This window comes from Thioalkalivibrio thiocyanodenitrificans ARhD 1 (assembly GCF_000378965.1).
In the GTDB taxonomy this organism is placed as follows: Bacteria; Pseudomonadota; Gammaproteobacteria; order Ectothiorhodospirales; family Ectothiorhodospiraceae; genus Thioalkalivibrio_A; species Thioalkalivibrio_A thiocyanodenitrificans.
Genome location: NZ_KB900536.1, coordinates 341,548 through 367,351, shown reverse-complemented (window position 1 = coordinate 367,351; position 25,804 = coordinate 341,548). Strand labels below are relative to the sequence as shown.

The 25,804-nt window shown below is 65.0% G+C and carries 25 protein-coding genes; 13 read left to right on the top strand and 12 right to left on the bottom strand.

Features of this window, described 5'->3' with window-relative positions; translation table 11 throughout:
• Nucleotides 1-97 precede the first annotated feature (97 nt).
• From THITHI_RS0101600 to THITHI_RS0101585, 4 genes are all read left to right on the top strand, one after another.
• Complete coding sequence (locus THITHI_RS0101600; protein WP_018231318.1) at nt 98-1,567, top strand: UbiA family prenyltransferase; 1,470 nt, start codon at nt 98-100, stop codon at nt 1,565-1,567.
• Nucleotides 1,567-2,868, top strand: coding sequence for an FAD-binding oxidoreductase (locus tag THITHI_RS0101595; RefSeq protein ID WP_051079899.1), 1,302 nt, complete (start codon nt 1,567-1,569; stop codon nt 2,866-2,868). Before THITHI_RS0101600 ends, THITHI_RS0101595 begins: the two co-directional genes overlap by 1 nt.
• The gene (locus THITHI_RS0101590) at nt 2,865-3,626 is read left to right on the top strand and encodes an SDR family oxidoreductase (RefSeq protein ID WP_018231316.1); all 762 of its coding nucleotides are present in this window, start codon (nt 2,865-2,867) and stop codon (nt 3,624-3,626) included. The genes THITHI_RS0101595 and THITHI_RS0101590 overlap by 4 nt, the downstream gene beginning before the upstream one ends.
• A gap of 310 nt (nt 3,627-3,936) precedes the next feature.
• Nucleotides 3,937-5,352, top strand: coding sequence for a glycosyltransferase family 39 protein (locus tag THITHI_RS0101585; protein WP_018231315.1), 1,416 nt, complete (start codon nt 3,937-3,939; stop codon nt 5,350-5,352).
• On the opposite strand, the gene THITHI_RS0101580 is transcribed toward THITHI_RS0101585, so the two are convergent.
• Nucleotides 5,313-5,555 (bottom strand): hypothetical protein, encoded by a 243-nt coding sequence (locus THITHI_RS0101580; RefSeq protein WP_018231314.1) that lies wholly within the window; start codon nt 5,553-5,555, stop codon nt 5,313-5,315. The two genes, THITHI_RS0101585 and THITHI_RS0101580, sit on opposite strands and share 40 nt — an antisense overlap.
• 61 nt (nt 5,556-5,616) lie before the next feature.
• A complete protein-coding gene (locus THITHI_RS0101575; RefSeq protein WP_018231313.1) occupies nt 5,617-6,210 on the bottom strand; it encodes an NUDIX domain-containing protein in 594 nt (197 codons plus the stop codon).
• A gap of 93 nt (nt 6,211-6,303) precedes the next feature.
• Here THITHI_RS0101575 and THITHI_RS0101570 point away from each other — a divergent pair, with 93 nt between their 5' ends.
• Nucleotides 6,304-6,585: a hypothetical protein gene (locus THITHI_RS0101570; protein ID WP_018231312.1), complete on the top strand. Its 282-nt coding sequence runs from the start codon at nt 6,304-6,306 to the stop codon at nt 6,583-6,585.
• Nucleotides 6,586-6,743: 158 nt separating this feature from the next.
• On the opposite strand, the gene kdsB is transcribed toward THITHI_RS0101570, so the two are convergent.
• From kdsB to THITHI_RS0101535, 7 genes are all read right to left on the bottom strand, one after another.
• Complete coding sequence (gene kdsB / locus THITHI_RS0101565) at nt 6,744-7,514, bottom strand: 3-deoxy-manno-octulosonate cytidylyltransferase (RefSeq protein WP_018231311.1); 771 nt, start codon at nt 7,512-7,514, stop codon at nt 6,744-6,746.
• Between the two features lie 27 nt (nt 7,515-7,541).
• Nucleotides 7,542-7,736 carry a Trm112 family protein gene (locus tag THITHI_RS0101560; RefSeq protein ID WP_018231310.1) on the bottom strand — a complete coding sequence of 65 codons (195 nt, stop codon included), beginning with the start codon at nt 7,734-7,736 and terminating at the stop codon, nt 7,542-7,544.
• A 4-nt stretch (nt 7,737-7,740) separates the two neighbouring features.
• Nucleotides 7,741-8,739 carry a tetraacyldisaccharide 4'-kinase gene (gene lpxK, locus THITHI_RS0101555; RefSeq protein WP_026185958.1) on the bottom strand — a complete coding sequence of 333 codons (999 nt, stop codon included), beginning with the start codon at nt 8,737-8,739 and terminating at the stop codon, nt 7,741-7,743.
• A 144-nt stretch (nt 8,740-8,883) separates the two neighbouring features.
• Nucleotides 8,884-10,647, bottom strand: coding sequence for a lipid A export permease/ATP-binding protein MsbA (gene msbA / locus THITHI_RS0101550; RefSeq protein WP_018231308.1), 1,764 nt, complete (start codon nt 10,645-10,647; stop codon nt 8,884-8,886).
• Nucleotides 10,648-10,657: 10 nt separating this feature from the next.
• Nucleotides 10,658-11,080: an ExbD/TolR family protein gene (locus THITHI_RS0101545; protein WP_018231307.1), complete on the bottom strand. Its 423-nt coding sequence runs from the start codon at nt 11,078-11,080 to the stop codon at nt 10,658-10,660.
• The gene (locus tag THITHI_RS0101540) at nt 11,077-11,697 is read right to left on the bottom strand and encodes a MotA/TolQ/ExbB proton channel family protein (RefSeq protein ID WP_026185957.1); all 621 of its coding nucleotides are present in this window, start codon (nt 11,695-11,697) and stop codon (nt 11,077-11,079) included. The genes THITHI_RS0101545 and THITHI_RS0101540 overlap by 4 nt, the downstream gene beginning before the upstream one ends.
• A gap of 220 nt (nt 11,698-11,917) precedes the next feature.
• The gene (locus THITHI_RS0101535; protein ID WP_018231305.1) at nt 11,918-14,224 is read right to left on the bottom strand and encodes a DNA internalization-related competence protein ComEC/Rec2; all 2,307 of its coding nucleotides are present in this window, start codon (nt 14,222-14,224) and stop codon (nt 11,918-11,920) included.
• A gap of 78 nt (nt 14,225-14,302) precedes the next feature.
• Between THITHI_RS0101535 and THITHI_RS0101530 the strand changes: the two genes are divergently transcribed.
• On the top strand, nt 14,303-14,818 hold the full coding sequence (locus THITHI_RS0101530; RefSeq protein ID WP_018231304.1) for a DUF2062 domain-containing protein: 516 nt from the start codon (nt 14,303-14,305) through the stop codon (nt 14,816-14,818).
• A 173-nt stretch (nt 14,819-14,991) separates the two neighbouring features.
• Here the strand turns inward: THITHI_RS0101530 and lolD are convergent, their stop codons facing one another.
• The 3 genes from lolD to sfsA form a co-directional block, all read right to left on the bottom strand.
• On the bottom strand, nt 14,992-15,684 hold the full coding sequence (gene lolD, locus THITHI_RS0101525; RefSeq protein WP_018231303.1) for a lipoprotein-releasing ABC transporter ATP-binding protein LolD: 693 nt from the start codon (nt 15,682-15,684) through the stop codon (nt 14,992-14,994).
• Nucleotides 15,685-15,687: 3 nt separating this feature from the next.
• On the bottom strand, nt 15,688-16,935 hold the full coding sequence (locus THITHI_RS0101520; RefSeq protein WP_018231302.1) for a lipoprotein-releasing ABC transporter permease subunit: 1,248 nt from the start codon (nt 16,933-16,935) through the stop codon (nt 15,688-15,690).
• A gap of 66 nt (nt 16,936-17,001) precedes the next feature.
• A complete protein-coding gene (gene sfsA, locus THITHI_RS0101515; RefSeq protein ID WP_018231301.1) occupies nt 17,002-17,709 on the bottom strand; it encodes a DNA/RNA nuclease SfsA in 708 nt (235 codons plus the stop codon).
• A gap of 170 nt (nt 17,710-17,879) precedes the next feature.
• Here sfsA and THITHI_RS0101510 point away from each other — a divergent pair, with 170 nt between their 5' ends.
• From THITHI_RS0101510 to THITHI_RS0101480, 7 genes are all read left to right on the top strand, one after another.
• Entirely contained in the window at nt 17,880-18,179 is a 300-nt protein-coding gene (locus THITHI_RS0101510) for a hypothetical protein (RefSeq protein WP_232199368.1), read from the top strand.
• Nucleotides 18,180-18,187: 8 nt separating this feature from the next.
• Nucleotides 18,188-19,234 (top strand): agmatine deiminase family protein, encoded by a 1,047-nt coding sequence (locus tag THITHI_RS0101505; protein WP_018231299.1) that lies wholly within the window; start codon nt 18,188-18,190, stop codon nt 19,232-19,234.
• 143 nt (nt 19,235-19,377) lie between these two features.
• Nucleotides 19,378-20,253 (top strand): carbon-nitrogen hydrolase, encoded by an 876-nt coding sequence (locus THITHI_RS0101500; protein ID WP_018231298.1) that lies wholly within the window; start codon nt 19,378-19,380, stop codon nt 20,251-20,253.
• 13 nt (nt 20,254-20,266) lie between these two features.
• Entirely contained in the window at nt 20,267-20,938 is a 672-nt protein-coding gene (locus THITHI_RS0101495) for a Crp/Fnr family transcriptional regulator (RefSeq protein ID WP_018231297.1), read from the top strand.
• A gap of 176 nt (nt 20,939-21,114) precedes the next feature.
• Entirely contained in the window at nt 21,115-21,342 is a 228-nt protein-coding gene (locus THITHI_RS0101490) for a YgaP family membrane protein (RefSeq protein ID WP_018231296.1), read from the top strand.
• A gap of 172 nt (nt 21,343-21,514) precedes the next feature.
• Nucleotides 21,515-24,994: a transcription-repair coupling factor gene (gene mfd / locus THITHI_RS0101485; RefSeq protein WP_018231295.1), complete on the top strand. Its 3,480-nt coding sequence runs from the start codon at nt 21,515-21,517 to the stop codon at nt 24,992-24,994.
• Nucleotides 24,994-25,776, top strand: coding sequence for a CsiV family protein (locus THITHI_RS0101480; protein ID WP_018231294.1), 783 nt, complete (start codon nt 24,994-24,996; stop codon nt 25,774-25,776). The genes mfd and THITHI_RS0101480 overlap by 1 nt, the downstream gene beginning before the upstream one ends.
• The last annotated feature ends 28 nt before the right edge of the window (nt 25,777-25,804 follow it).

Genomic DNA, 25,804 nt, shown 5'->3' with positions numbered 1-25,804 from the left:
CACTTTTTCTTTAAGATGTCCCGGGGCGCCACCGGTCACTCTTGCCGCGGTCTCACCTGACCCGGTGGCTTGGTATCCGAGAGTGATCGGGAAAAGGATGATTGAACAGCCAGATTTCCAACAGAACGATTCGTCCCAGGAGCCGGTGCTGGCCGTTGATCTGGACGGGACACTGGTCAAGACGGATACGCTGGTCGAAGCCGTACTGTCGCTGGTGCGTGCCAGACCGAGCGCGCTGGCCGGCGCATCCGCCGCCCTGACCCGTGGCCGCGCCGGATTCAAGGCGTGGATTGCCGATCAGGTCTTGCCGGACGTCGATTCCCTACCCCTCAATACAACACTGATTCAGTGGCTCAGGACGCAACGCTCGGCCAATAGGACCTTGTTGCTTGTCACTGCAGCAGACCGGCGCATTGCGGATGCAGTGGCGGCCCGGATAGGGCTGTTTGATGGTGTACTCGCCACCGACAACGGCCGCAATCTCAAGGGCGAGCGCAAGGCCGCCGCACTCGTCTCCCGTTTTGGTACGGGCGGATTTGATTACGCCGGTGATGCCCGCACCGATATCCCGGTCTGGCGTGCCGCACGAAGGGCGATCGTGGTTGGCGGCCCGTCCCTGCAAAAGGCCGCTGCCCGGGTTGCCGAAGTGGCGCATGTAATCCCCCATGACCCACCGCGCGTTCCGGCTGTGCTGCGCGCCTTGCGCCCGCACCAATGGGTGAAGAATCTGCTGGTATTCGTTCCGCTGATTGCCGCGCATCAGCTCACTCATGGTCCGGATCTGTTGTCTGCCACACTGGCCTTCCTCATCTTCGGCCTTGCCGCGTCCTCGGTCTATCTCCTGAATGATCTGCTGGACCTGCCGGCCGACCGCCGTCATCCCGGCAAGCGCGGTCGTCCGTTCGCCTCGGGCGATCTGCCCCTGGTCTGGGGATTACTGCTTGCACCCATCCTGTTGTGCACGGCCGTCATATTGAGCCTGCTGTTTCTGCCGATCAGCTTCATCCTGGTGCTGTCGGGCTATCTGGTGTTGAACGCTGCCTATACGCTCGCCCTCAAGCAAGTGGCCATTGTCGACGTGATTCTGCTGGCGGCTCTCTATACGATCCGGATCATCGCCGGAGCCGCGGCGGTTGCGATCCCGCCATCCTACTGGCTGCTGGCGTTTTCCGCGTTCATCTTTCTGAGTCTGGCACTCTGCAAGCGCTATACCGAATTGCTTCAGTTGGCGCGGCGCGGGGAACTCCGCGCTGCGGGTCGAGGCTGGACCGTGGATGACCTGCCCCTGGTGCGATGGCTGGGTATCAGCTCGGGCCTGGCATGCGTGCTCGTACTTGCCCTGTACATTCACAGCACCCCCGCCCTTGCCCTCTATGCGGTGCCGGAAGCGCTGTGGCTGATATGCCCGTTGCTGATTTACTGGCTCATCCGGCTGTGGCTCAAGACACATCGCGGCGAGATGCACGACGATCCGGTCGTATTCGCCCTTAAGGACCGAGCCAGCGTCCTGAGCGGGGCCCTGATTGCCGGGATCGTGATGCTGGCCGCCACGGGTGTCTCCATCTGATGCGACCGATCGAATCATGGGGCAGGTATCCACAGGCGACGCCCGCCAGGGTGACGCGCCTTGCCGATCGCAATGCGCGGCTGCCGGACAGTGACCTGCCGATGCTGGTTTTCGGAAACGGCCGGAGCTATGGGGATGTCTGTCTCAATGACGGCGGTCATGTGCTCCTGGGACAGGGGCTGGACCACTTGATCGCCTTTGACCCCGGCACCGGAATCCTGTGCGCGGAGGCCGGGGTGCTGCTCGCCGACATTCTGGAAGTGGTGATTCCCCACGGATGGTTTCTGCCGGTCACGCCCGGGACGTGCCATGTCACGCTCGGCGGAGCCGTGGCCAACGACGTGCACGGCAAGAATCATCATCGGGCAGGAACGTTCGGCTGCCATGTGCTGCGCCTGGGGCTTGTGCGCTCGGACCGCGAACCGGTCGTATGCTCCCCGATGGAGAACCCGGAACTGTTTCAGGCCACCATCGGCGGACTCGGCCTGACAGGGTTGATTCACTGGGTGGAGATCCAATTGGCACCCATCCACGCCAGCGATATCGAAACCACCGCGCAGCGCTTCCGGAACCTCGAAGAGTTTTTCGAAGTCTCGGCCGCGCTCGACACCCAGCATGAGTTTTCCGTGTCATGGATAGATTGCCTCGCGCAGGGGGATTCCGCAGGTCGCGGAGTATTCATGGCCGGTAACTTCACAACCTCTGGTTCGCTCAACGATCGATCCCGATCCCCTTCGCTGACCGTGCCCTTCATCCCGCCGATTCCACTCGTGAACACACTGACGACTCGGGTCTTCAACGAGTTCTACTGGCGCCGCCACCCAACCTCGCTTGCGCATAGCACGCAGGGCTACCGGTCCTTCTTCTATCCACTGGATGCCATTTCCAATTGGAACCGTATCTACGGCCGCCGGGGCTTTCAGCAGTATCAGTGCGTGATCCCTGAAGAATCGGCAGGGGCGGGCCTGGCCGCGCTGCTCAAGACCGTCGCCGATCGCGGCCAGGGCTCGCTCCTGGCCGTGCTCAAGAAGTTCGGTCACCGGGCATCGCCCGGGTTGCTGTCCTTTCCCATGCCGGGAGTGACACTGGCCCTGGATTTTCCGCAGTCCAGGAATCTCGAACAGGCGCTGTTCCCGGAACTGGACGCCATTGTCCAGGACGCAGGTGGGAGGCTGTATCCGGCCAAGGATGCGCACATGGCAGGGCCCTTTTTTCGCCGAAGTTATCCCGCCTGGGAGCGCCTGGAAGCCCTCCGTGATCCCGCATTCTGTTCGAGCTTCTGGAAACGGGTGCTTTCATGAAACGCATCCTGATCCTTGGCGCCACGTCCGCCATTGCCCGCGCCTGTGCCCGGAGATGGACCCTTGAGTTCGGGAAACCCGGCGGCGAGGGTGTTGATTTCTTTCTGGTTGCCCGTGATCGGAGCCGCCTGGCTCACACCGCCGGGGATCTTCGCGCCCGGGGTGCACATGAAGCCCATACCCATTTCCTTGATATGACAGACATGGGGGCTCATGGTGTGATACTGGATGCAGCCTGGGCGGCACTGGGCGGCATCGACATTGTCCTGATCGCTTACGGCACCTTGCCCGACCAGGCGACCTGCGATCGGGATACCGATTCCGCGCTCCGGGAATTTGCCATTAACGGCACCAGCGTCATTGCCCTGATGAACACCGTGGCACCGCGCCTCGAAGCGCAAGGACACGGCACGCTGGCTGTGATCACCTCCGTCGCAGGCCTTCGGGGACGGCCATCCAATTACCTGTATGGCAGCGCCAAGGCCGCGGTCACCACCTATTGTGAAGGCCTTCGGGCAAGGCTTTTCAAGACCGGCGTACACGTTGCCGAGATCCGTCCGGGATTCGTCGACACACCCATGACCCGGCACCTTTCGCTGCCCGCCCTGTTGGTCAGCACCCCGGAGAAAGTGGCCATGACCGTCACGAGGGGCATCTCGCGTCAGCGGAATGTCATCTATACGCCACGCTTCTGGGCACTCATCATGCTCGTCATCCGCGGTATCCCCCGATACATCTTCAAACGAATGCGTCTGTGATGGAGGCATGCCGGTACCGGCGGACCCCATCCGGAACAACACGTCTTCGGGATCATTCCGCCTGACCGAGATACCTTGATTCGCACCACCGAAGTACTCCTTCAACACGCCAAACGAACATCCGGAAGCCGTTCTCTGACCCACCATGCGCAGACCACATCAACAACACACAGGAATGCTCTCACTGGCAATAGCCGCGCCTTTTGTCGTTCTTGCTGTCTGGAACATCTGGTCTCCATACTCTTACTGGCTGGATGAGATATTTTCGGTTTCGGTCAGTTCGGAAGGATGGGCCCAATTCCGGATTTCGATGCTCAACGATGTCCATCCACCGCTCTACCAGACGGTTCTCAAAGGGTGGATTCTCCTGTTCGGGACGGGTGAGACACAAACACGAAGTCTGAGTCTCGTCTTCTCCCTGGTCACGCTCGCCTCCCTGCTGAGATTCATGCGCGACAGGGACCGTGTCCTGGCGATGGCTACCATCGCGTTCTTCGTGAGTTCCTTCCTGTTTGTCTACTACTCGCAGGAGACTCGGAGCTACGCAATGCTTCTGATGTTCTCCACCCTCGGATTTTTTCTCTACATGGAGGGCACGCACACATCCGGGGCACGCCAGCGGACGGTTTGGTATCTGCTGCTCCTCGCGCTTTCGTTGACGCACTACTTCGGTCTCGTGCTTGCGGGTATCCTGCTGCTTGCGGATCTTGTCTCAGTCCGGCATATCAAGGGGGTGATTGAGCGGGTACTGGTAGGCGCCGTACTGCTCGTCTATCCCCTCATCCATCTCTCCTTCGGCAGCATTCTCAACCGGACAGGCGGACATCTCTGGATCACGTCGGACGGTATTCATTCGACACTGCTGACCTTTTCCTCGGCACATCTGCGCCCCTTTCACGAGACCATCGAGCGCATTCCGTACCTAAGCGCGACCGCAGGGTACATCGCTCTCGCGGCGGGAATCCTGGCTCTCCTCATCTGGTTCTCAAGAATTGCCGGGCACGCGCAACGCAGGGCGCTTTTCAAGGCAGCGGCCATTGTGCTGAGCTTTGTTGCGGTAATGGCTGCGATCGACCTGCACACGCCCATGTCGACGAGGCGCAACTACATTGTCCTTCTGCCGCCGATGGCGCTCATGTACGGGTTGGTGGTGCAAGCCTTCTGGAACACCTATAGAGGAAGGTTCCTCCAGTTCATCCTGATTCTTGCGGTCACCGGCCACGTCCTCGCGTCGGCCTATGTCAGCTACCGCATGATGGAGAATCGCTGGGCACCCCGACAGGACTGGAAGGGGCTCGCGGAGATCGTGCAGAGGGAAGGCCTCTGTTCGCCGCATTGCTGGTTCTTTGGCGGTCCCGGGCCGCGGATGTATACCTTCTACTTCGCTCCCGACATGGGACCGGATCCTGCGCAGGCCGTATTGTCCCTGGAAGCGCTGGCTGATCTCCGGGAGGAGCAGCGCAGACCCGTAATCGCGGTGAATATATGGCCCAATACGCTGCAGGCGTTACGGACGCACTACACGGGGTGGTCGTGCCACGCGCCGCCTCAATCCCGCATGAACGGCGCATACATCCTGGTGAAGGGTCACGCGTCCATTCCAGGGCTGGAAGCGTGCCCTGATCCGGATCAATCGCAAGGTGAGAGGCAGGGCCACGGATTGTCAGCAGCTAGAACTCGGGGCCATCAGGGGCCGCTGCCCGGCCGCTCATGGGTCTTGCGCTGAAGCCGCTGCGCCAGCAGACGCTCCCGTTGCCCTGCGGGCAGAAGATTGAGCGCCTCCACATGAAACGCCACCGCGCAGGGAATGCGGCTCACATCCTCCAGGTACTCGCTGAGCTTGTTGCTGTGCAGGCATAGAACCTTCGCCCCCTGCGCCGCATTCAGACCCCAGTCGCGAAGTACCTTCTTGAGTTCGTCCCCGGTCATACGCACCTCCCGGTCGGAACCGGGTTTCCTCCATTGCACCTTGCTCTTCCGGTTTCACGCTTCATGCGCTCCACTTCTCTCTCAGCGTCTCCCGATGCAACCGAAGCCACAGAAGCGCAATCAACGTCATACCGTTGTTCATCAGCCCGCTGTCCATCCGGGCAAAGGCCTCTTCCGCGTCCAGCACGTGCACACGGATATCCTCACCCTCGTGTTCAAGGCCGTGCACGCCGCCCAGGCCGTCGCTGTCGGTCTGCCCCACGAACAGGGAGATCCGCTCCGACGAACCGCCGGGGGTTGAGTGGTACTCGTACAGATGCTCCAGTTCCCCCAGCCGGCAGCCCGCCTCCTCCATGGCCTCGCGCCGGACCACCTCCTCGGCAAGCTCTCCGGGCTCGATCATGCCGGCGACCACCTCCATGAGCCAGGGGCTGCTTTCCCCTTCCATCGCACCCACCCGGAACTGCTCGATCAGGACCACCCGGTCACGCACGGCGTCATAGGGCAGCACCGCCGCCGCGTGACCCCGCTCCAGCAGTTCCCGGCTGATCTCAAGGGGGGCACCGCCCCGGAAACGGCTGTGACTCAGGCGCAGGCTGCGGATGCGGAAGAAGCCCGTGTAGGCGAGACGGTCGTCGAGAATTTCCCATTTCATGACAACACCCGATACCTGTGAACGGCTACAAGATACAGGGGAATCCGGGCGCACGTATACCGCTGTTGCCCGGCTAATCTATACTCGCCGGTGATGGATACGCTGGTACTGACATTGCGGGAACTGATCGGGCGCGAGGCGCTGGTGGACGGCGTCCGATGCCAGGTGATCGAGATCCTGGAGGCGGGGCCCTGCGTGGTCGTGTGCGAGACCGCCGGCGCCGAGATCCAGTCCAATCAGTACGGAGATCCCCAGCGCCGGGTGCCCCGCACCCATACCCTGCCGCTCAGAAGCCAGCTGGAGCAGGACCTGCACCCGGTGGTGCGCGCCCTCGCCGGTGACGAGCTGACCCGAAGGCTGCGTTCGCTTCTGTAGGGACCCGTTTCAGCCGCAGGCCGGGAAGGGCAACAGGGGGCATCTGCCCTTGGGTTGCTTGCCTGCCCTCGCACACGCCAGGACGTCGTTCACGGGCCGCTGTTCTGCTGGCATCAACCGAGTTGGATACGGGGTCGAAGCTCCTGCGGGGGCTTCGTTTACGCTCGCGATCCGGATCCTGAATCCTGAAGCGCCTTCTCCACGCGCTCCAGATCCTCCATCACATCCACCCCCTGGCCCGGCACCTCGGCCGCCACCGGCGCCTGGATCCGGGCACCGGCATCGAGTGCGCGCAGTTGCTCCAGCCGTTCGGTCACCTCCAGCACGGAGGGAGACATCGCCGAGAAGGCCTTGAGGAAACCGACCCGGTACGCATACAGACCGATGTGGCGGTAACAACCCTCCAGGCTGCGCGTTTCCGGGGTGGCGGCATCCCGGTCCCAGGGGATGGGGGCACGGCTGAAGTACAGGGCGAAGTCATTGGCGTCGCGCACCAGCTTGACCACATTCGGGTCCAGCATCTGGGCCACCGACGTGATGGGCGTGCACAGGGTCGCCATGGCCGCGTCCACGTGCCTCAGCAGGGCCCCGGCCACCTGGCCCAGGATCGCAGGCGGCGTGAGCGGTTCGTCACCCTGCAGGTTGACCACGATCGCCTCGTCCGGCCACTCCATCGTGCGGGCTGCCTCGGCGATCCGGTCGCTGCCGGATTCATGCTCCGCGCCGGTCATGCACACCTGCGCTCCGAAGGCCTCGGCGGCCTCGCACACACGTGCGTCATCGGTGGCGATCACCACCTCCCCCGCCCCGCTCTCCAGCGCACGTTCGTACACGTGCTCAATCATGGGCCTGCCGGCCAGCAGGCGCAGCGGCTTGCCGGGCAGGCGCGTGGAGGCGTAACGGGCCGGAATGACGACCTTGAACGACATGTCTCCCGCCTCAGACGCGCGTAACGCCTACTTGTCCTTCCATTGATCCAGTTCGTCGTCGCTCAATGGCCGGGCCTCATCCTCGAGCATCACGGGAATGCCGTCGCGGACGGGATAGGCGAGACGCGCGCTGCGGGAGATCAGTTCCTCATGGGCCTTGTCATAGATGAGGGGACCCTTGGTGACGGGGCAGACGAGAATGTCGAGCAGACGCTTGTCCATGGGATTACCTCAGGCTGTGCAGACTTGAAACCGCTTGTATGGTGGACAGGATGGCCGGCCCGAGGTCCTCATCCGGCGAGGCGCTGACGGGCACGAACCAGTGTCTTTCATCGGCGAAGCTCCTGCATTTTACGGCATCCTTCTCCGTCATCAGAACCGGCAGGCTGTCCGGGAAGCGGATATCGGCTGCCCGAAAAGGATGATGATCGGGAAACGGGTGGCGATCCACTTGCATGCGGGCCGCCTCCAGCATGCTGAAAAACCGCGGCGGATGGCCGATTCCCGCCACTCCGTGCACCGCCATGCCCGCAAAGTCGCTGAGCGGCCTTGCCCGCGATGGATCCCTGACCATCAAGGCCACCGGGGCCACCAGGCCCATGCCGTACTCGCCGGATACGGGCGTGCCCCCTGTTGCCACCACGAAATCGGCATCCCGCAGACGCTCCACGGACTCGCGCAAGGGTCCGGCGGGCAGGCACAGGCCATTGCCGAAGCGGCGCGTCCCGTCCACCATGATGATCTCCGCATCCCGCGCCAGCGCGTAATGCTGCAACCCGTCATCGGCCACAACCACATCGCAGCCCAGCTCCGTGACCAGTGCCCTGGCGCCGCGCGCGCGGCGCCGGTCCACGACCACCGGGCAGCCGGTGCGCGTCGCGATCAGCACCGGTTCGTCACCCACCCGGGCGGGATCGCTTTCCTGCGTCACCAACACGGGCCGGCCATGATCCCGGCGTCCGCCGTGCCCCCGGCTGATCACGCCCGGGCGGTAGCCATGATCGGCCAGCAGGCGGCACACCCAGATGACCATGGGCGTCTTGCCCGTGCCGCCAACGGTGATGTTGCCCACCACGATCACCGCCCGCGCCGGCACGCGCCGCACGGATAACCACCCGTACACAAGGCGCCGCACCCGCATCAGTCCGCAATAGACGAGCGAGACCGGAAACAGGCACAGGGCCACCGGATTGCGGGTGTCCCACAACCGGGTCAGACCGGTCATGCCGTCACGACGGCCGACGGCCCGCCGAGTCACCGGCCGCCCCCGCGTCGCCAACATGTGCACATCATGGAATCCATGCCCCTGCGCGCCTCCCGAACTCCCCGTCGGCTCTCCGGCCGGGCGCCATGGACGGAACCACGGGCTTCAGCCAAGGCTTTCGCCCTCAAACTGCAGGCGATGGAGCCGCGCGTACACCCCATTCCGTTCGACGAGTTCCTTGTGGCGACCGGACTCCACCATGGTTCCGTCCTGCATGACCACGATGCGGTCGGCCCGCTCCACGGTGGACAGGCGATGAGCGATCACCAGCGTGGTCCGATTGCGGATCAGGTTCTCCAGGGCAGCCTGGATATGCCGCTCGGCCTCGGTATCCAGCGCGGAGGTGGCCTCATCCAGGATGAGGATGGGTGCATCCTTGAGCAGGGCACGTGCAATGGCAAGGCGCTGGCGCTGCCCTCCCGAAAGCATCACCCCGTTGTCACCCACCGGCGTGTCCAGACCCTTGGGCAGGTTGCGGATGAACTCCATGGCGTGGGCGGCCTCTGCGGCGCGCACAATATCTTCCTCGCTCACGTCACCCAGGCTGCCGTAGGCGATGTTGCGACCGATGGTGTCATTGAACAGGGTCACGTGCTGACCCACGTAAGCGATCTGGTTGCGCAGGTCCGCGAGCCGGTACTGCATCACGTCCGCACCGTCCAGCAGCACCTGGCCCCGCTGGGGATCGTAGAAACGGGGCAGCATGTTCACCAGTGTGGTCTTGCCGCTGCCGGAACGGCCCACCAGGGCCACGGTCTCGCCCGGGCGAATGTGCAGGTCGATGCCGCACAGGACGTCGCCCTTGTCCGCGTCGTAGGAAAAGTGCACGTCGCGGAACTGGATGTCGCCCCGGGCCCGCCGGATGCGCAGCTCCCCCCGGTCGCGTTCGAGGTCCGAATCCAGCAGGGCGAAGATGCTCTGACCGGCGGCGATCCCCTTCTGCAGCATCTCGTTGACGTTGGTGAGCCGGCGGATCGGGGTGAGCAGCAGCAGCAGCGCGGTGATGAAGGACACGAAGGTGCCCACGGTAACGGTTTCCAGCACGGGCTCCAGCGTCGCCAGCCAGACGATCAGGGCCAGGGCCAGGGCCACGAAAAACTGCACCAGGGGAAGGTGCATGGCGTGGGTAAACGCCATCTTCATGTGCAGGCGCCGGTTGTTTTCGTTGATGTCCTCGAAACGGTCCCGCTCATAGGCCTCGCCGCCGAAGATCTTCACCACCCGGTTGCCCTCGATCACCTCCTGCACCACCTGCGTGACGTCGCCCATGTTGTGCTGGATGCGATGGCTGATGCGCCGGAAGCGCCGGGTCACCTGGCTCACCAGCAGTGCCACCATGGGCGCGATGATCAGCACCGCCAGGGTGAGCATCCAGTTGAGATAGAACATCCAGCCCAGCAGGCCGAGGATCGTGAGGGTGTCGCGGATGAGGATCGAGACGCTATCGGTGGCCGCTCGTGCCACCTGTTCCACGTTGTAGGACAGGCGCGAGATGAGCTGTCCGGATGAGGAGCCGTCGTAATAGCGTACCGGCAGGCCCAGCAGGTGATGGAACATGGCGCCGCGCAGTTCCTTGACCACCATGCGGCCCACGTACTTCATGGTGTACACGGCCGTGAACTCCGCGACGCCCCGCAGGGCGAAGATGCCGATCAGCGCCAGGGGCACCCACTTGATGGCGGCCGGATCCCGGGCCACGAAACTGTCATCCATGAGGGGGCGCATGAGCGCCGCGAAGCCTGTCTCCGTGGCGGCCACCACGATCATCGTCACCACGGAAAGGGCGAGCACCGGCCAGTAGCGCAGCGAATACCCCAGCAGGCGCCGGTATACCTGGACGCCCGTGTACTGTTCAGGTTCACGGGTCATGGGCGGGGCACTAATCGCCGTCGCGATCGGGGGTGGTCGCGATCGACAGGCGCGAGAAGCCGAGGCGCGCGGCCACATCCATCGCCGTCACCACCGATTGGTGAGGCGTGCGCCCGTCGGCGCGCACGATCAGGGGCAGCGATGAATCACCTTCGGACACCCGGGTCAGGGCGGCCTCCAGGGTTGCGGGCCGGGTGTTCACCAGTTCCTGGCCGTTGACGAAGAAACGCCCCTGCGCGTCGATGGCCAGCTCGATGATCTCACGGCGCTGCTCTTCCTGGGCCGCGTCCGCCTTCGGCAGGTCGATGAGCAGTTCCGCATGACGTTCGAAGGTGGTGGAGACCATGAAGAAGATCAGCATCAGGAACACCACGTCGATCAACGGCGTGAGATTGATGCCCACCTCTTCGGTCTGTCGTGGCCGGAAGTTCACGCGCCGGAGGCCTCGCGCTCGCCGTGAACGACCTCCACCAGCTTGATGGATTCCATTTCCATCTCCAGTACGAGTTCATCCACCCGGCCCCGGAAATAGCGATGGAAGATCAGGGCCGGCACCGCCACCGAGATGCCCGCGGCCGTGGTGATCAGGGCCTGGGAGATTCCCCCGGCCAGTTCACCGGGACTGCCCACCCCCACATCGGTGATCACCGAGAACACCTGGATCATGCCCACCACGGTACCCAACAGACCCAGCAACGGCGTGATGGCGGCAATGGTTCCCAGGGTGTTGAGGAATCTCTCCAGGTCGTGGGCCACGTGCCGGCCGGTCTCTTCGATGGCCTCCTTCATCACTTCCCGGGAGTTCCCCAGGTTGAGCAGCCCCGCCGTCAGCACGCGCCCAAGGGGAGAGCCATCGCGCAGTTCGCGCAGGCGCTCCTCGGTGAGCTTGCCCGCCTGAATCAATTGCCAGATCCGGACCACCAGCTGACGCGGGACCACCCTTCGGTGCTGCAGGCTCCAGAAACGCTCCACCACGATGGCCAGTGCCACCACGGAACAGGCGATAATGGGGAGCATCAACCACCCCCCGGCCTTGACCAGTTCGAACACGGTGTTGGATTCCTCGCAGGCAATGAACTCGGGCCGGCAATTCCCCGGCGTGGGCCATGATACTTGATTTGCGCGCGGGGCCGGAAGGCGGGCCCCGTAAGGGCGATTCAAGGTTCAAGGTTCAAGGTTCAAGCGGCCCCGGGTCCGGCACGGCGACGGTGGGAGGCACCGCGCCCCACTTTGAACCTTGAACCTTGAACCTTGAACCTTGAATCCTGAATCACTCCCCATGCCAGTAGCGGCGCGCGGTGATACGCCAGCCCGGCGGGCTGCGGATGGGTTCGCCGGGGAACACGTCCACTCGGATGGCGCCCTCCTCGGCCGTATTCCGCAAGACGACTCCCCGGTTATCGAGGCGTGCCCTGACTTCCGCGTGGGGATGCCCGAAGTGGCTGTTGAAGCCCGCCGACACCAGCGCCAGTTGCGGCGACACTGCGTCGAGAAACGCCTCACTGGCCGCATCGCGTGCGCCATGGTGAGGTACCACGAGCACCTCGCTGTGCAGGGCCTCCCCGGCATAATCCAGGAGCACCCGTTCGCCCAGACCGTCCACGTCTCCGGGCAGCAGGACAGCGCCTCCCGGACCCGACACCCGCAGCACGCAGGACGAGACGTTGTCATCACCCCACGCGGGCGGCGGATGCAGGATCCGGAACTCCACGCCATCCCATTGCCAGCGCGTGCCACGCTCGCAATCCAGTGCCGGGACCTGATCCTGGGTTCGTCCCCAGGCACCCTTCACGGCATCGACCGGCATGCGTGCCAGGATGCCAGCGGCACCGCCGGCATGATCATTGTCGCCGTGACTGATGAGCAGGCGGTTGACACGCCCGATCCCCTGATGCCTCAGGAACGGCACGACCACCGCATCCCCCGTGTTCAGGCCGGACGGGAAAGCGGGCCCCGTGTCGTAGACCAGCGTGTGATGGCGCGTCTGCACCACCGCGGCCAGGCCCTGCCCCACGTCCAGGAGCGTGAGCCGGTATCCCCCCGCTGGCACGGTCGGCGGTGGCGGCCACAACAGCGGCAGGCAAAGCGCGGGCGCAAGGGCACGCCCGGGCAGTCCGCGGGGCGCAAGCCACAGGACAATGCCCAGCGACGCAAGCGCCAGGACCCAGGCCGGCCGGGCGGCCTGCCATCGGGCGAAGGGCAGGCCGGCGAGAAAATCCAGCCACAGCCATACAGTGCCCATGAGCCAGTCGGCCAGGGCAGCCGGCAGGGCTCCCAGTTCGGGATGGATCAGCATGAGGGCCGCGGCCAGCAGGGTGACGGGGACGACGGCCAGACCCACGATGGGCACGGCCAGAAAGTTTGCCAGTGGCGCCACCACCGAAGTCTGGTTGAAGTGAATCAGCAGCAGGGGCGTGAGTCCCACGGCTACCACCACCTGGATCACGGCGGCTGCATACCAGCCGGATGGCGGCCGCAGCCGGCCGCTCACCGCCATCAGGATCACGGCGACGGCTGCAAAGGAGAGCCAGAAGCCAGGTCCGAGGACCGCGGCGGGATCGAACAGCAGCACGGCCAGCAGGGCCACCGACAGCACATGCCACGGCCGGCCGGTTCGACCGAGCCACACGGCGATCATGGTCACGCAAAGCATGACCAGCGCCCGTTGGGTGGGCACGGACAGGCCCGCCAGCAACGCATAGAGCGTACCGGTCAGGATGGCCCCCAGGGCCCCCGCCCGCTGAGCGGGCAGAACCAGCGCCGCGCCGGGAAGCCGCCGCCAGAGCAGGTTGATCAGCGCGAAGCCCAGTCCGGCCATGAGACCGATGTGCAGACCGGAGATGGCCATCAGGTGATTGGTGCCGGTGGCCAGGAACACGTCCCAATGTGTGTCGCTGATATCCGCCCGGTAACCCACCGCCAGCGCCATAAGGACGCCATGGAACGGCCGGCGCTCCGCTTGCGCTCGAAAACCCTCCACGACGCGAAGGCGCACCCGGTCCACCCGGCCGTCCGCGCCCCGGGCCGGCGCCAGGCGGCGGTTCTCCGGCCCCGGGCGCACAGTGGCCACCGCCCCGACGCCCTGCTGGCGCAACCAGCCTTCATAATCGAACCCGCCCGGGTTCATGAAGCCCCTGGGTACCCGCAGCCGCAGCGTCAACCGCCAGGTCTCGCCGGGGCGCACCTGGGGCGCTGTCCCGTACCAACTGACGCGTATGCGACGGTGGCCGATTTCCCCGGGCACCTCGAACAGAAACCGCACCACATGGCCGGACTCAACCGGCAGGGAGGCAATGCGCCCATCCAGAACCGCCTCGCCTCGATCTTCGGCGGGTGGTGCATCAGCATGGCCACGCGCATCCAGCAGCGCCCAGGAAAACCCGACGGAGACCGCGACGATGAAGAACATGGCGGGGCGCGCCCATCGGGGATGATTCCGGCCGCGCAGCAGGTACAATGCCAGTCCATGCACGAAGACGACCGCCAACGGCGACATCCACCACACGGGCGACGGAAGATGAGGCTGTTGCTGGAGTATCCAGACACCCAGCAGGAAACCGATTGCGATGGCGGGCATTCTCCCCTCCCTGGGAATCCCGGCGCCGGGCCGGATCAGGCTGCCATGAGAAACGATTAGAACCCGCAATCAATCTGCATGGCAAAGAAGATCATCAAGCGGCTGTTTCCGTCGTACCACCGGGTCCGGGACCACGAATCCCTGCGATTCTTCGGTACGCTGCTCCACGATCCCAATCTGTGGCATCTGAACCGGCGCTCCGTGGCCGGTGCGTTCGCCGTGGGCCTGTTCGTGGCCTTTCTCCCGATTCCCTTCCAGATGGTGGCCGCAGCAGCCGTTGCAATCCTGGTACGGGTCAACCTCCCCATCTCTGTACTGCTGGTCTGGATCACCAATCCGCTGACCATGGGCCCAATCTACTACAGCGCCTACCAGTTGGGGCGACGGATACTGGATCTGCCCAAGGTCCGGTTCCGTTTCGAGTGGAGCATGGCGTGGTTCACCGAGGAGATGCTGATCATCTGGAAGCCGCTGCTCCTGGGCAGCCTGATCTTCAGCGTGGCGGCGGCGGTGACCGGCTACATCGCCATCCGCCTGCTGTGGCGCCTGCACATCCTGCGCCGCCTGAACTGGCGGCGGCAGAAGAGGGGGTGATTGTCAGTTGTCAGTTGTCAGTTGTCAGTTGTCAGTTGTCAGTTGTCAGTTGTCAGTTGTCAGTTGTCAGTTGTCAGTTGTCAGTTGTCAGTTGTCAGGAGCGTGAATCCGGCAGAGTGTATGTCAAGGGGTTTTCAACAACTGACAACGGACCACTGACAACTGACCATAGATCACTGCAATTTGCCGTCGACCAGCGTCAACACGCGATCCATCCTGTCGGCCAGGCGCATGTCGTGGGTGACGACCACCAGTGCGGTCCCGGATGAGCGGTTGAGGCGCATCATGAGCTGATAGATATCCTCGGCGCGGCGGCTGTCCAGGTTGCCCGTGGGTTCATCGGCCAGCACCGCCTCGGGTTCGGTGATCAGCGCACGGGCGATGGCGGCGCGCTGGCGCTCTCCGCCGGAGAGTTCGCCGGGCTTGTGGATGAGCCGGTTGGTCAGCCCTACCCGCTCCAGCAGGTGCACGGCCCGGTCCGCCGCCGCCGTGGGGTGCATGCCGCGGATCAGCAGCGGCATGGCCACGTTCTCCACGGCCGTGAACTCGGGCAGGAGGTGGTGGAACTGGTAAATGAAACCCAGGTGCCGGTTGCGCACATGCCCCCGGGCGGCATCGCCGAGTGCGCTCATGTCCCGACCGCAGACCTTCACGTGGCCCGAGGTCGGCCGATCCAGCCCACCCAGCAGATGCAGCAGCGTACTCTTGCCGCTGCCGGAAGCACCCACGATCGCGACCCGCTCACCACGCTCCACCACAAGGCTCACGCCGTTCAGCGCGGTCACCTTGAGACCGCCCTCATCAAAAGTCCTGGAGAGGGCGGTTGCCTCAAGCACGGGGCCTGTCATGAAATCCGAATCCACCATGGTTCACTCGTAGCGCAGGGCTTCGGCCGGCTGGGTACGCGATGCGCGCCAGGCGGGATACAGGGTTGCAAGCACGGTCACCAGGAAGGCCAGCCCCCCCACCCGCGCCACGTCCAGGCCGCGCAGTTCGGAGGGCAGGTCGCTGATGTAGTACACGTCGGGCGCCAGAAACTGCCGCCCGAGCAGCTGCTCGATGGCGGGCACGATCGTCTCGACATTCAGGGCCAGCAGTATGCCCAGAACGATGCCCACCGTAGTGCCGATAAATCCGATCAGTGTCCCCTGCACCATGAACACCCCCATCACCGAACGGGGCGACAGACCCAGGGTTCGCAGGATGGCGATATCAGCCTGCTTGTCGGTCACCACCATGACCAGCGTGGAGACGATGTTGAAGGCGGCCACCGCCACGATCAGCGACAGGATGATGAACATCACGGTTTTCTCGGTCTGTACCGCACGGAAGAAATTGGCGTGCTGACGCGTCCAGTCGTTGACCCAGAATCCGCCGCCCAGATCCTGCGCCAGCTGCCGGGCGATGAACGGCGCGCGCATCATGTCGTCCATTCGCAGGCGCAGTCCGGTGACCTCATCGCCCATCTGGAAGATGCGCCGGGCATCATCGAGATGGACAAAGGCGGTGCCCCGGTCGTACTCGTACATGCCCACCTCGAAGATACCCACCACCAGCAGACGCCGGAGCCGCGGCATGACACCCGCCGGAGTCACCGAGGCCTGGGGCGTCACGAGGGTCACCCGGTCCCCCACGCCGGCGCCGAGGGTCGCCGCCAGTTCGCGGCCCAGAACGATGCCGTAATCACCGCCCGCGAGCCGGTCCAGGCTGCCGAATTGCATATGTTCGGTCACCCGGGACACCGTCTCCTCCCGGTCGGGCACAATGCCGCGAATCATGGCGCCGCTGACCTGCCCCGGGGCGGTGAGCATGCCCTCGGCCTGCACGTAGGGTGCAACACCCAGCAGACTCGGCTGGCCCTCCAGGCGCGCAGCCAGCCCCTCCCAGTCGCGCAGGCGGCCGGAATACTCGCTGATCGTGGCATGGGACACCATCCCGAGGATGCGTTCGCGCAGTTCCTTCTCGAAGCCGTTCATCACGGAAAGCACCGTGATCAGGGCCATCACCCCCAGCGCGATCCCCACCATGGAGATCAGGGAGATGAACGAGATGAAATGATTGCGGCGCTTGGCGCGGGTATAGCGCAGCCCGATAAACAGTTCTAGAGGCCGGAACATGCGCGGATTAAATCACAGCGGACGACACGTTGCATGACTGACGCCACCGCCGGTGAGCTGGATGCGTCATGGAGACAGGTCCACGTTCAGCGGTTTCGCCAGCCGGACCCCTGCAGAGTCCACGTCGGCCCGGTAGGCCAGCACCCGGACACCCGCATCCGCCGCCTCGCGCAGGCGTTCCCCATAGGCGGGATCGATGTGATCGGCGGGACGGACACGCCTCACGTCGCCCCGCTGGACGCAAAACACCAGGGCCGCCTCGTGACCCTCGCGGCGCATGGCCATCAGTTCCTCCAGATGGCGGGTGCCCCGAGCGGACACCGCGTCCGGAAAAATGGCCACTCCCCCGTCCACCGCGGCGGTAACGTTCTTGACTTCCACATAGCATCTCCTGTCCCCGGCCTCCAGCAGCAGGTCGATGCGGCTGCGCCGGGCCCCGTATCGCACCTCCCGGCGCAACGACGGCCAGCGCGAAAGCTCGGAGATCACGCCGGATGCGATGGCCTCTTCCACCAGCCGGTTGGCCAGTCCCGTATTGATGCCGACCATCGTGCCGTCCGCCTCCACCAACTGCCAGGTGTACGCATACTTGCGCTTGGGATTCGAGGAATGACTCAGCCAGACCCGGGTCCCCGGCGTCATGCAGCCCAGCATGGACCCCGTATTGGGGCAGTGGGCCGTGAACGCACGGCCGTCGTCGGTGCGCACATCGGCCAGAAAACGCTTGTAACGCCGCACGAGTCTGGCCTCCGTCAGGGCAGGATCGAAATGCATGGTGAGTTCACCTGGGCCGGGAGCGTCGCCGCCAGGGATTCCGTGACGGAGTCCACGCGGCTGACGAAAGGTCAAAAATGTCGATTGGTCAACAACCTGGATCGGTTTCCTGAGGCTAAAGTTCAATGCTATAGTCTGACGATGGTCCCTTGAGCATGCCGGAGCGCATCATGTCCATTCTACGCGGATTCCTTCCCTGCCTGTTGGCCCTCGGCCTGATCACCCTGCCCGTATCCGCCGACGTGCTGCTCATTGACGGCGAACCCCGGGTGGTGGAGCGGGCGGACCAGCCGACCCGCGGCATGCACGAACGTACAGTACTGTCCCGCTTCGGTGAACCCGGCACGCGACATGACGCCGTGGGCGAGCCGCCCATCAGCCGCTGGGACTACAACGATTATTCCGTGTTCTTCGAAGGCCCCTTCGTGATCCATACCGTGGTACGCAAAGAGGTCTCGGAATCCCGATAGCCCGCCGCATGACCCGCGTACTGCCCGCCGAGTGGGCGCCCCAGAGCGGCGTCATGCTCACCTGGCCCCATGACGACAGCGACTGGGCACCCCTCCTGAACGAGGCGGACACCGTCTTTGCCGCCATCGGCACTGCAGTCACCCGATTTCAACGCCTGCTGGTGGTGTGCCGCGACGAGGAGCATCGCGGGCATGTCACCCGCCGACTGACGGAGCAGGGCGCGGACCCGGCCCGCGTGACCGCAGCGCTCGCGCCCTCGGACGACACCTGGGCCCGGGACCACGGCCCCGTCACGGTGCTGGAAGACCGCCGGCCGGTACTGCTGGACTTCATCTTCAACGGTTGGGGCGGCAAGTACCCGGCTGCCCGTGACAACCGTATCACCGCCCGCCTGCACGCGCAGGCTGTCTTCGGGGAGACGCCCCTGGAACCGGTCGACCTGGTCCTGGAGGGCGGTTCCATCGAGTCCGACGGTCTGGGCACGCTGCTCACCACCTCGGGCTGCCTGCTCACACCGACCCGCAATCCACATCTCGACCGGACAACCACCGAGCATGCGCTCAAGGCCTCCCTCGGGGTCGAACGGGTGCTCTGGCTCGAGCACGGGCGTCTGGAGGGGGATGACACCGACGGACACGTGGACACCCTGGCCCGCCTGTGCTCCCCGGACACCATCGCCTACATCACCTGTACGGACAGGAACGATGCCCACCACGGCCCCCTGAAGGCCATGGAGGCGGAACTCCGGGCCCTGCGCACGGCGGACGGACGACCATACCGGCTGGTCCCCCTGCCCCTGCCCGCCCCCATCCGTGACACCGACGGCCGGCGCCTGCCCGCCACCCACGCCAATTTTCTCATCATCAACGGCGCGGTGCTGGTGCCCACGTACGATGACCCCGCGGACCGCCTGGCGCTGGACCGCCTCACCGGGGTCTTCCCCGGGCGCGAGATCATCGGCATCGACTGCCGCACCCTCATCCGCCAGTACGGCAGCCTGCACTGCGTCACCATGCAACTGCCGGAAGGCGTGCTGATCCCAACCGCTGGCTGAAACGCAGAGGGCGCGGAGACGCAGAGGATGCGGAGAAGCCCTCTGTTTAGACCCCCTTTGCGGTCTCTGCGTCTCCGCGCCCTTTGCGTTCCCATCACGGGTTACTTAATCTCGCAAGACAGAACACATCCGGACCAAAAATCATGAAGATCGCGCTCGTGCAGCAGGCCAACAGCGCCGACCGTGAGGCGAACCTGGAGAAGAGCCTGGCGGGCATCGCCGAGGCGGCACAGGCCGGAGCAAGCCTGGTGGTGCTCCAGGAACTGCACACCGGCCTGTATTTCTGCCAGACCGAGGATCCCGCGGTATTCAATCAGGCGGAACCCATCCCCGGCCCGGGGACGGATTTCCTGTCGCGAGCGGCGGCGGAACACGGGGTCGTGATCGTCGGGTCGCTGTTCGAGCGGCGCGCGGCGGGGATCTACCACAACACCGCCGTGGTACTGGATTCCGACGGCGGGCTGGCCGGCCTCTACCGGAAGATGCACATTCCGGACGACCCCGGCTACTACGAGAAATACTATTTCACGCCCGGAGACCTGGGCTTCGAACCCGTGGACACCTCCGTGGGCCGCCTCGGCGTGCTGGTATGCTGGGACCAGTGGTTCCCCGAAGGCGCGCGGCTCATGGCGCTTGCGGGAGCAGAACTGCTCATCTACCCCACCGCCATCGGCTGGGACCCGAACGACTCCGAGGAGGAACAGGCCCGCCAGCGCGACGCCTGGATCACCATCCAGCGCGCCCACGCCATCGCCAACGGCCTGCCGGTGGCCGCCTGCAACCGCACGGGCTTCGAGGCCGATCCCGGCGGCGCCACCGCCGGCAGCCGCTTCTGGGGTTCCAGCTTCGTCTGCGGACCCCAGGGGGAGATGCTGGCCCAGGCGCCCCCGGACGCGGAGACGGTGTTGCTGGCCGATGTGGACATGGCCCGGGCGGAGCAGGTACGCCGGATCTGGCCCTACCTGCGCGACCGGCGCATCGACGCCTACCACGATCTGCTCAAACGCTACCGGGACTGACACGAGCATACCCATGACCCTCGATGACCTGCCCGCATGGACCCGGAATTTCACCCGGCTCGACCAGGTGGACGACCCGGTCGGGCGCACGCTGCTGCGCGACGCCTGCCCGCTGGAGGCCCCGGCGGGCACCGTCGTGTTCCGCCCGGGCAGCGCCTGTGAACAGTATCTCCTGGTCATACAGGGTTCCGTGCGGGTACAGCAGATCTCCGGCAGCGGTCGGGAGATCGTCCTCTACCGGGTTCAGGGCGGGGAATCCTGCGTACTGACCACGTCCTGCCTCCTGGGCGGAAGCCGCTACAGCGCCGAGGGGATCTGCGAGACCCCGGTGACGGGCATCGCCATTCCAGAGGTCCGTTTCATGGAAGGCATCGAACACTCGACAGGCTTTCGGCGCTTCGTGTTCCAGAGTTACGGCCGGCGCATCGCGGAACTCATGACGCTGATCGACGAGGTGGCCTTCGGGAGGCTGAATGCCCGCCTGGCCCATCGCCTGCTGGAACTGGCCGACAGCGCCGGCACCCTGCACTGCACCCACCAGGACCTGGCCGTGGAGCTGGGCACCGCGCGGGAAGTGATCAGCCGTGTCCTGAAGGACTTCGAACGCCACGCCTGGGTACGCCTCGCCCGGGGTCAGATCGATCTGCTGGACATCCAGGCCCTGCGCTTGGTGGCTGAGGGATAACCCTCGGGAAAATGAACAGGCAGACCGCACCGGTACACGCGAGGGATGCGGGAACAGCCGGTCAGGGAAAACCGCGCGATTCGCAATCCTCTCCGCCGCCGATCCGCCCGTTCACCCGTCACCACTTCTCTGGGTGATGAAATCACTGAAATCCGCCCCGCCGCGCACTATCCTTCATGATGTCGTCCCTCAACCGCGAGGACAGAGTCATGGATCTGGAAGGCATGAAGAACATGGGTACCGTGGACCGCGCCCTGCGCGCCATCGTGGGGCTCGTGCTGATCAGCCTGGTGTTCGTGGGCCCACAGACCCCCTGGGGCTGGATCGGCATCATCCCGCTGGCCACCGCAGTCATCAGCTGGTGTCCCGCCTACAGCCTGCTGGGCATGCGTACTTGTAAGTAGCAAGTGGCAAGTCTCAAGTGGCAAGGGAAACGACCCCCGCCCTCGCCATGCGGGGGAGGATCCGGCGGTTTTCCCTTGCCACTGACCACTTGAGACTTGCCATTGCTTTACTGCACTGCTATCCCCGGTGCAGTAGAATAGGCGGCCGTTTGTTCAGACACCGACTGCCCTGATGTCCGCCCACGCACTGCACAGCCCACTGACCCCGCCCCCGATTCCCGAGCGCCCCGGCATCCGTCGCTGGGGCCGGCTCTACGGCGCCGCGCGGGGCCTGGCCATTGCGCGTGCGCTGCGCGCCCATGCAGGCCCCGGCGTGGTGATGGTTCCGGATACGCGGGACGCGGAAACGCTCGCGCGGGAGCTGGAGTTCTTCCTGCACGGCGAACAGATCCCGGTGCTCACCCTGCCGGACTGGGAAACACTCCCCTACGATCTGTTCTCGCCCCACGAAGACATCATCTCCCAGCGCCTGGAAATCCTCCACCGACTCCCCGATCTGGAACGGGGTGTCCTGGTGGTGCCGGTCAACACGCTCATGCAGCGCATCGCCCCGCGGGCCTGGCTTCGGGGTCGCGTGCTCATGCTTGCCACGGGCGACCGGCTGGACCGGGACGCGTTGCGGGGCAACCTGGAACAGGCAGGCTACCATTGCGTAAGCCAGGTGATGGAACACGGCGAGTTCGCCGTACGCGGCTCGCTCATCGACCTGTTTCCCATGGGCAGCGACATCCCTTTCCGGGTGGACCTGCTGGATGACGAGATCGAGTCCATCCGCAGCTTCGATCCGGAGACGCAGCGCAGCCTGGACACGGTGGAACGGGTGCGCCTGCTCCCGGCCCATGAGTTCCCCCTGGACGAGGAAGCGATCAAGGCCTTCCGCCAGCGATACCGCACACGCTTTGAAGGTGACCCCCAGGCCAGCGTCATCTACCGCGACGTGAGTCAGGGCACGGCTCCGGCAGGCATCGAGTATTACCTGCCGCTGTTCTTCGACAAGCTGGACAGCCTGTTCGACTACCTGCCGGGCAACGTACGCCTGGTGCAGGCAGGCGATATCGAAACCGCGGGCGCAGAGTTTCTCGCCCAGGCGGTTCAGCGCCACGAACAGCGCCGCCATGACCGTGAACGGCCCATCCATGAACCGGAAGAGCTCTTTCTCACACCGGACGAGCTGAGGTCCAGGCTTTCCGCCCGCCCCGGTGTCCGGGTGGAACGCCCCGAACAGCTGGAGCGGACCGAACCCGCCGTCAATTTTGACGTGGGAGCCCTGCCGGACGTTCGCATCCGGATCCGCCAGGCCGACCCGGCAGCGGCGCTGAAGACCTTTCTCGACGGCTTCGACGGTCGCGTGCTGTTCGCCGCGGAATCCGCCGGACGGCGGGAGTTCCTCATCGACAGCCTGCGGCCCTTTGGCCTTGGGCCCACGCCCGTGGATCACTGGCAGGGCTTTCTGGATGGCGATGCGCGGCTGGCCATCACCGTGGCGCCCATCGAGGACGGCATGCGCATGGCCTGCTGCGGGCTGGCCGTCATCACAGAGTCCGCCCTGTTCGGCGAACGGGTCCGCCAGGAGCGGCGGCGCAAGCGCCCGACACGGGATTCCGATGCAGTCATCCGCAATCTCACCGACCTGCATCCCGGCGCGCCGGTGGTGCACGAGGAACACGGTGTCGGCCGTTACCTGGGTCTGCAGAAACTCGCCGTGGGCGGGCAGGAGGCGGAGTTCCTGACACTCGAGTACGCGGGGGGCGACAAGCTCTACGTGCCCGTCGCCTCCCTGCACCTGGTCAGCCGTTACACCGGCGCGGACACCGAACACGCGCCGCTGCACAAGCTGGGCGGAGAGCAGTGGAGCCGGATCCGGCGCAAGGCAGCGGAGAAGGCACGGGATGTGGCGGCCGAACTGCTCGGGATCTATGCCCGCCGCGCCGCCCGCAAGGGACACGCCTTCGACGTGGAGGCCACGGAATACCAGGCCTTTGCCGCCGCCTTCCCCTTCGAGGAGACCCCGGATCAGGCCCGCGCCATCGAAGCGGTCCTGGAGGACATGGCCGCCGACCGGCCCATGGACCGGGTGGTGTGCGGCGATGTGGGCTTCGGCAAGACGGAGGTGGCCATGCGCGCCGCCTTCGTGGCCGCCAACAGCGGTCAGCAGGTGGTGGTGCTGGTACCCACCACCCTGCTGGCGCAGCAGCACTACCAGAATTTCACCGACCGTTTCGCGGACTGGCCGGTCCACATCGAATCCCTGTCCCGCTTCCGCTCCGCCAAGGATCAGAAGGCGGTGATGCAGGGGCTTGCGGACGGCCGTGTGGACATCGTCATCGGCACCCACAAGCTCATCCAGGGGAACCTGACCTTCAAGAACCTGGGCCTTGTGATCATCGACGAGGAACACCGCTTCGGCGTACGCCACAAGGAACGCCTCAAGGCCCTGCGCGCCGAAGTGGACATGCTGACGCTCACCGCCACCCCGATCCCGCGCACACTCAACATGGCGCTTTCAGGGCTTCGCGACCTGTCCATCATCGCGACACCGCCCATGGAGCGGCACGCGATCAAGACCTTCATCAGCCAGTGGAACGATGCGCTGATCCAGGAAGCCGTCACCCGCGAGATCCGCCGCGGCGGCCAGGTGTACTTCCTGCACAACTCGGTGGAGACAATCGAGAAGACTGCACGGGAACTGGCCGAGCTGGTGCCCGCCGCCGATATCGGCATTGCCCACGGCCAAATGCGCGAAAGCACCCTGGAACGCGTCATGCTGGATTTCTATCACCGGCGCCACAACGTGCTGGTGTGCACCACCATCATCGAAAGCGGTATCGACGTACCCACCGCCAATACCATCATCATCGACCGCGCCGACAAGCTGGGCCTGTCGCAGCTTCACCAGCTACGCGGGCGAGTGGGCCGATCCCATCACCGGGCCTATGCCTACCTGCTCACGCCGCACCCTTCGGCCATGACGGCGGACGCGGTGAAGCGTCTGGAGGCCATCGAATCCCTGGAAGACCTGGGCGTGGGCTTCACCCTCGCCTCCCACGATCTCGAGATCCGCGGGGCCGGCGAACTGCTGGGCGAGGACCAGAGCGGCCAGATCCAGGAGATCGGGTTCACGCTCTACAACGAACTTCTGGATCGTGCCGTCAAGGCATTGAAGAAGGGCGAAATCCCGGACCTGGACCGTCCCATGGCAGAGGTCACGGAGGTGGACCTGGGTGTCCCGGCCCTGCTCCCGGACGACTACGTGCCCGACGTGCACACGCGCCTGATTCTCTACAAGCGCATTTCCGGGTGCGAATCGGAGGCGGCGCTGCGGGAACTGCAGGTGGAGATGATCGACCGTTTCGGCCTGCTGCCGGCCCAGGCGAAGAACCTGATGGAGGTCACCCGGCTGCGCCTGCGCCTGCAGCCATTGGGCGTGCGCAAGCTGGAGGCAGGCCTCCAGGGCGGCCGGTTCACCTTCCAGGCCAATCCCGATCTGGATCCCGCACGGCTGATTGCACTGATACAGTCGGACCCCGTGAAGTTCAGGCTGGATCCGGAACAGCGGCTGCGCTTCTTCGAGACCATGGACAGCCTGGAACAGCGCGTGCAGGCCGTGAAGCGTATCCTCAACTCACTGGACCTCAAACAGGAGGCCGCCTGATGCGCGCTCCCGAAGGCCCACGGAAACCCCTGCCTGTCACCGTGCGTGCCAGGCGCCGCACCCGCCTGCACATCTGGCTCCCGGCGGCCCTGTGCCTGTGGGCGACGCTGCCCGCAATGCTGGCCGCCGAGGAACCGCGCATGTTCCGGGTGGAGATGGTGCTGGTCAGTCACACGGACCGCAACGCGATCCGGAGCGAGGTGTGGCAAAGCGGGATCGTGCCGCGCCTGGAGGATGCCGTGGAGTTCGGCGCGCCGGGAGAGACCGAATACGAACCGCTGTTTCGCGATGTCTCCGGCACGCCATTCGGGCTGCGCGGGGTGGTCACGCGCCTGGAACAGTCGCCCCTGTTCGAGGTGATCGCCAGTTACGCCTGGGAACAGCCGGGCCTGCCCCAGGACCAGGCGCTGCCCGTGCGCATCCGTGGCGGTCAGTTGCTGGGCCATGTGGCACCCGCACCGGAACAACCCCTGTCCGAACCATGGCACGTGATGCCGGTGATGGAGCGCGCGCCCCGGGCGCCTCAGGACCTGGAGCTCCTCTACGACGTGGACGGCACGGTCACCCTGAGCCTCGCCCGCTTCCTGCACCTGCAGACCGACCTGCTTTATCGCCGCGCCACGAATGAAACCCTGCCCGGGGATCATGTACAGACACTGGAAGGACGCGAGTTCGTGGAGAGCTACGTCAGCGAACGCCGGCGCATGCGCTCACGGGAGATCCATTACCTGGATCATCCGATGCTGGGGGTGATCGTGGAGATCACCCCGCTGGCGGATTGAAACCCGCGCAGGAGCAACCGGGTCGGGC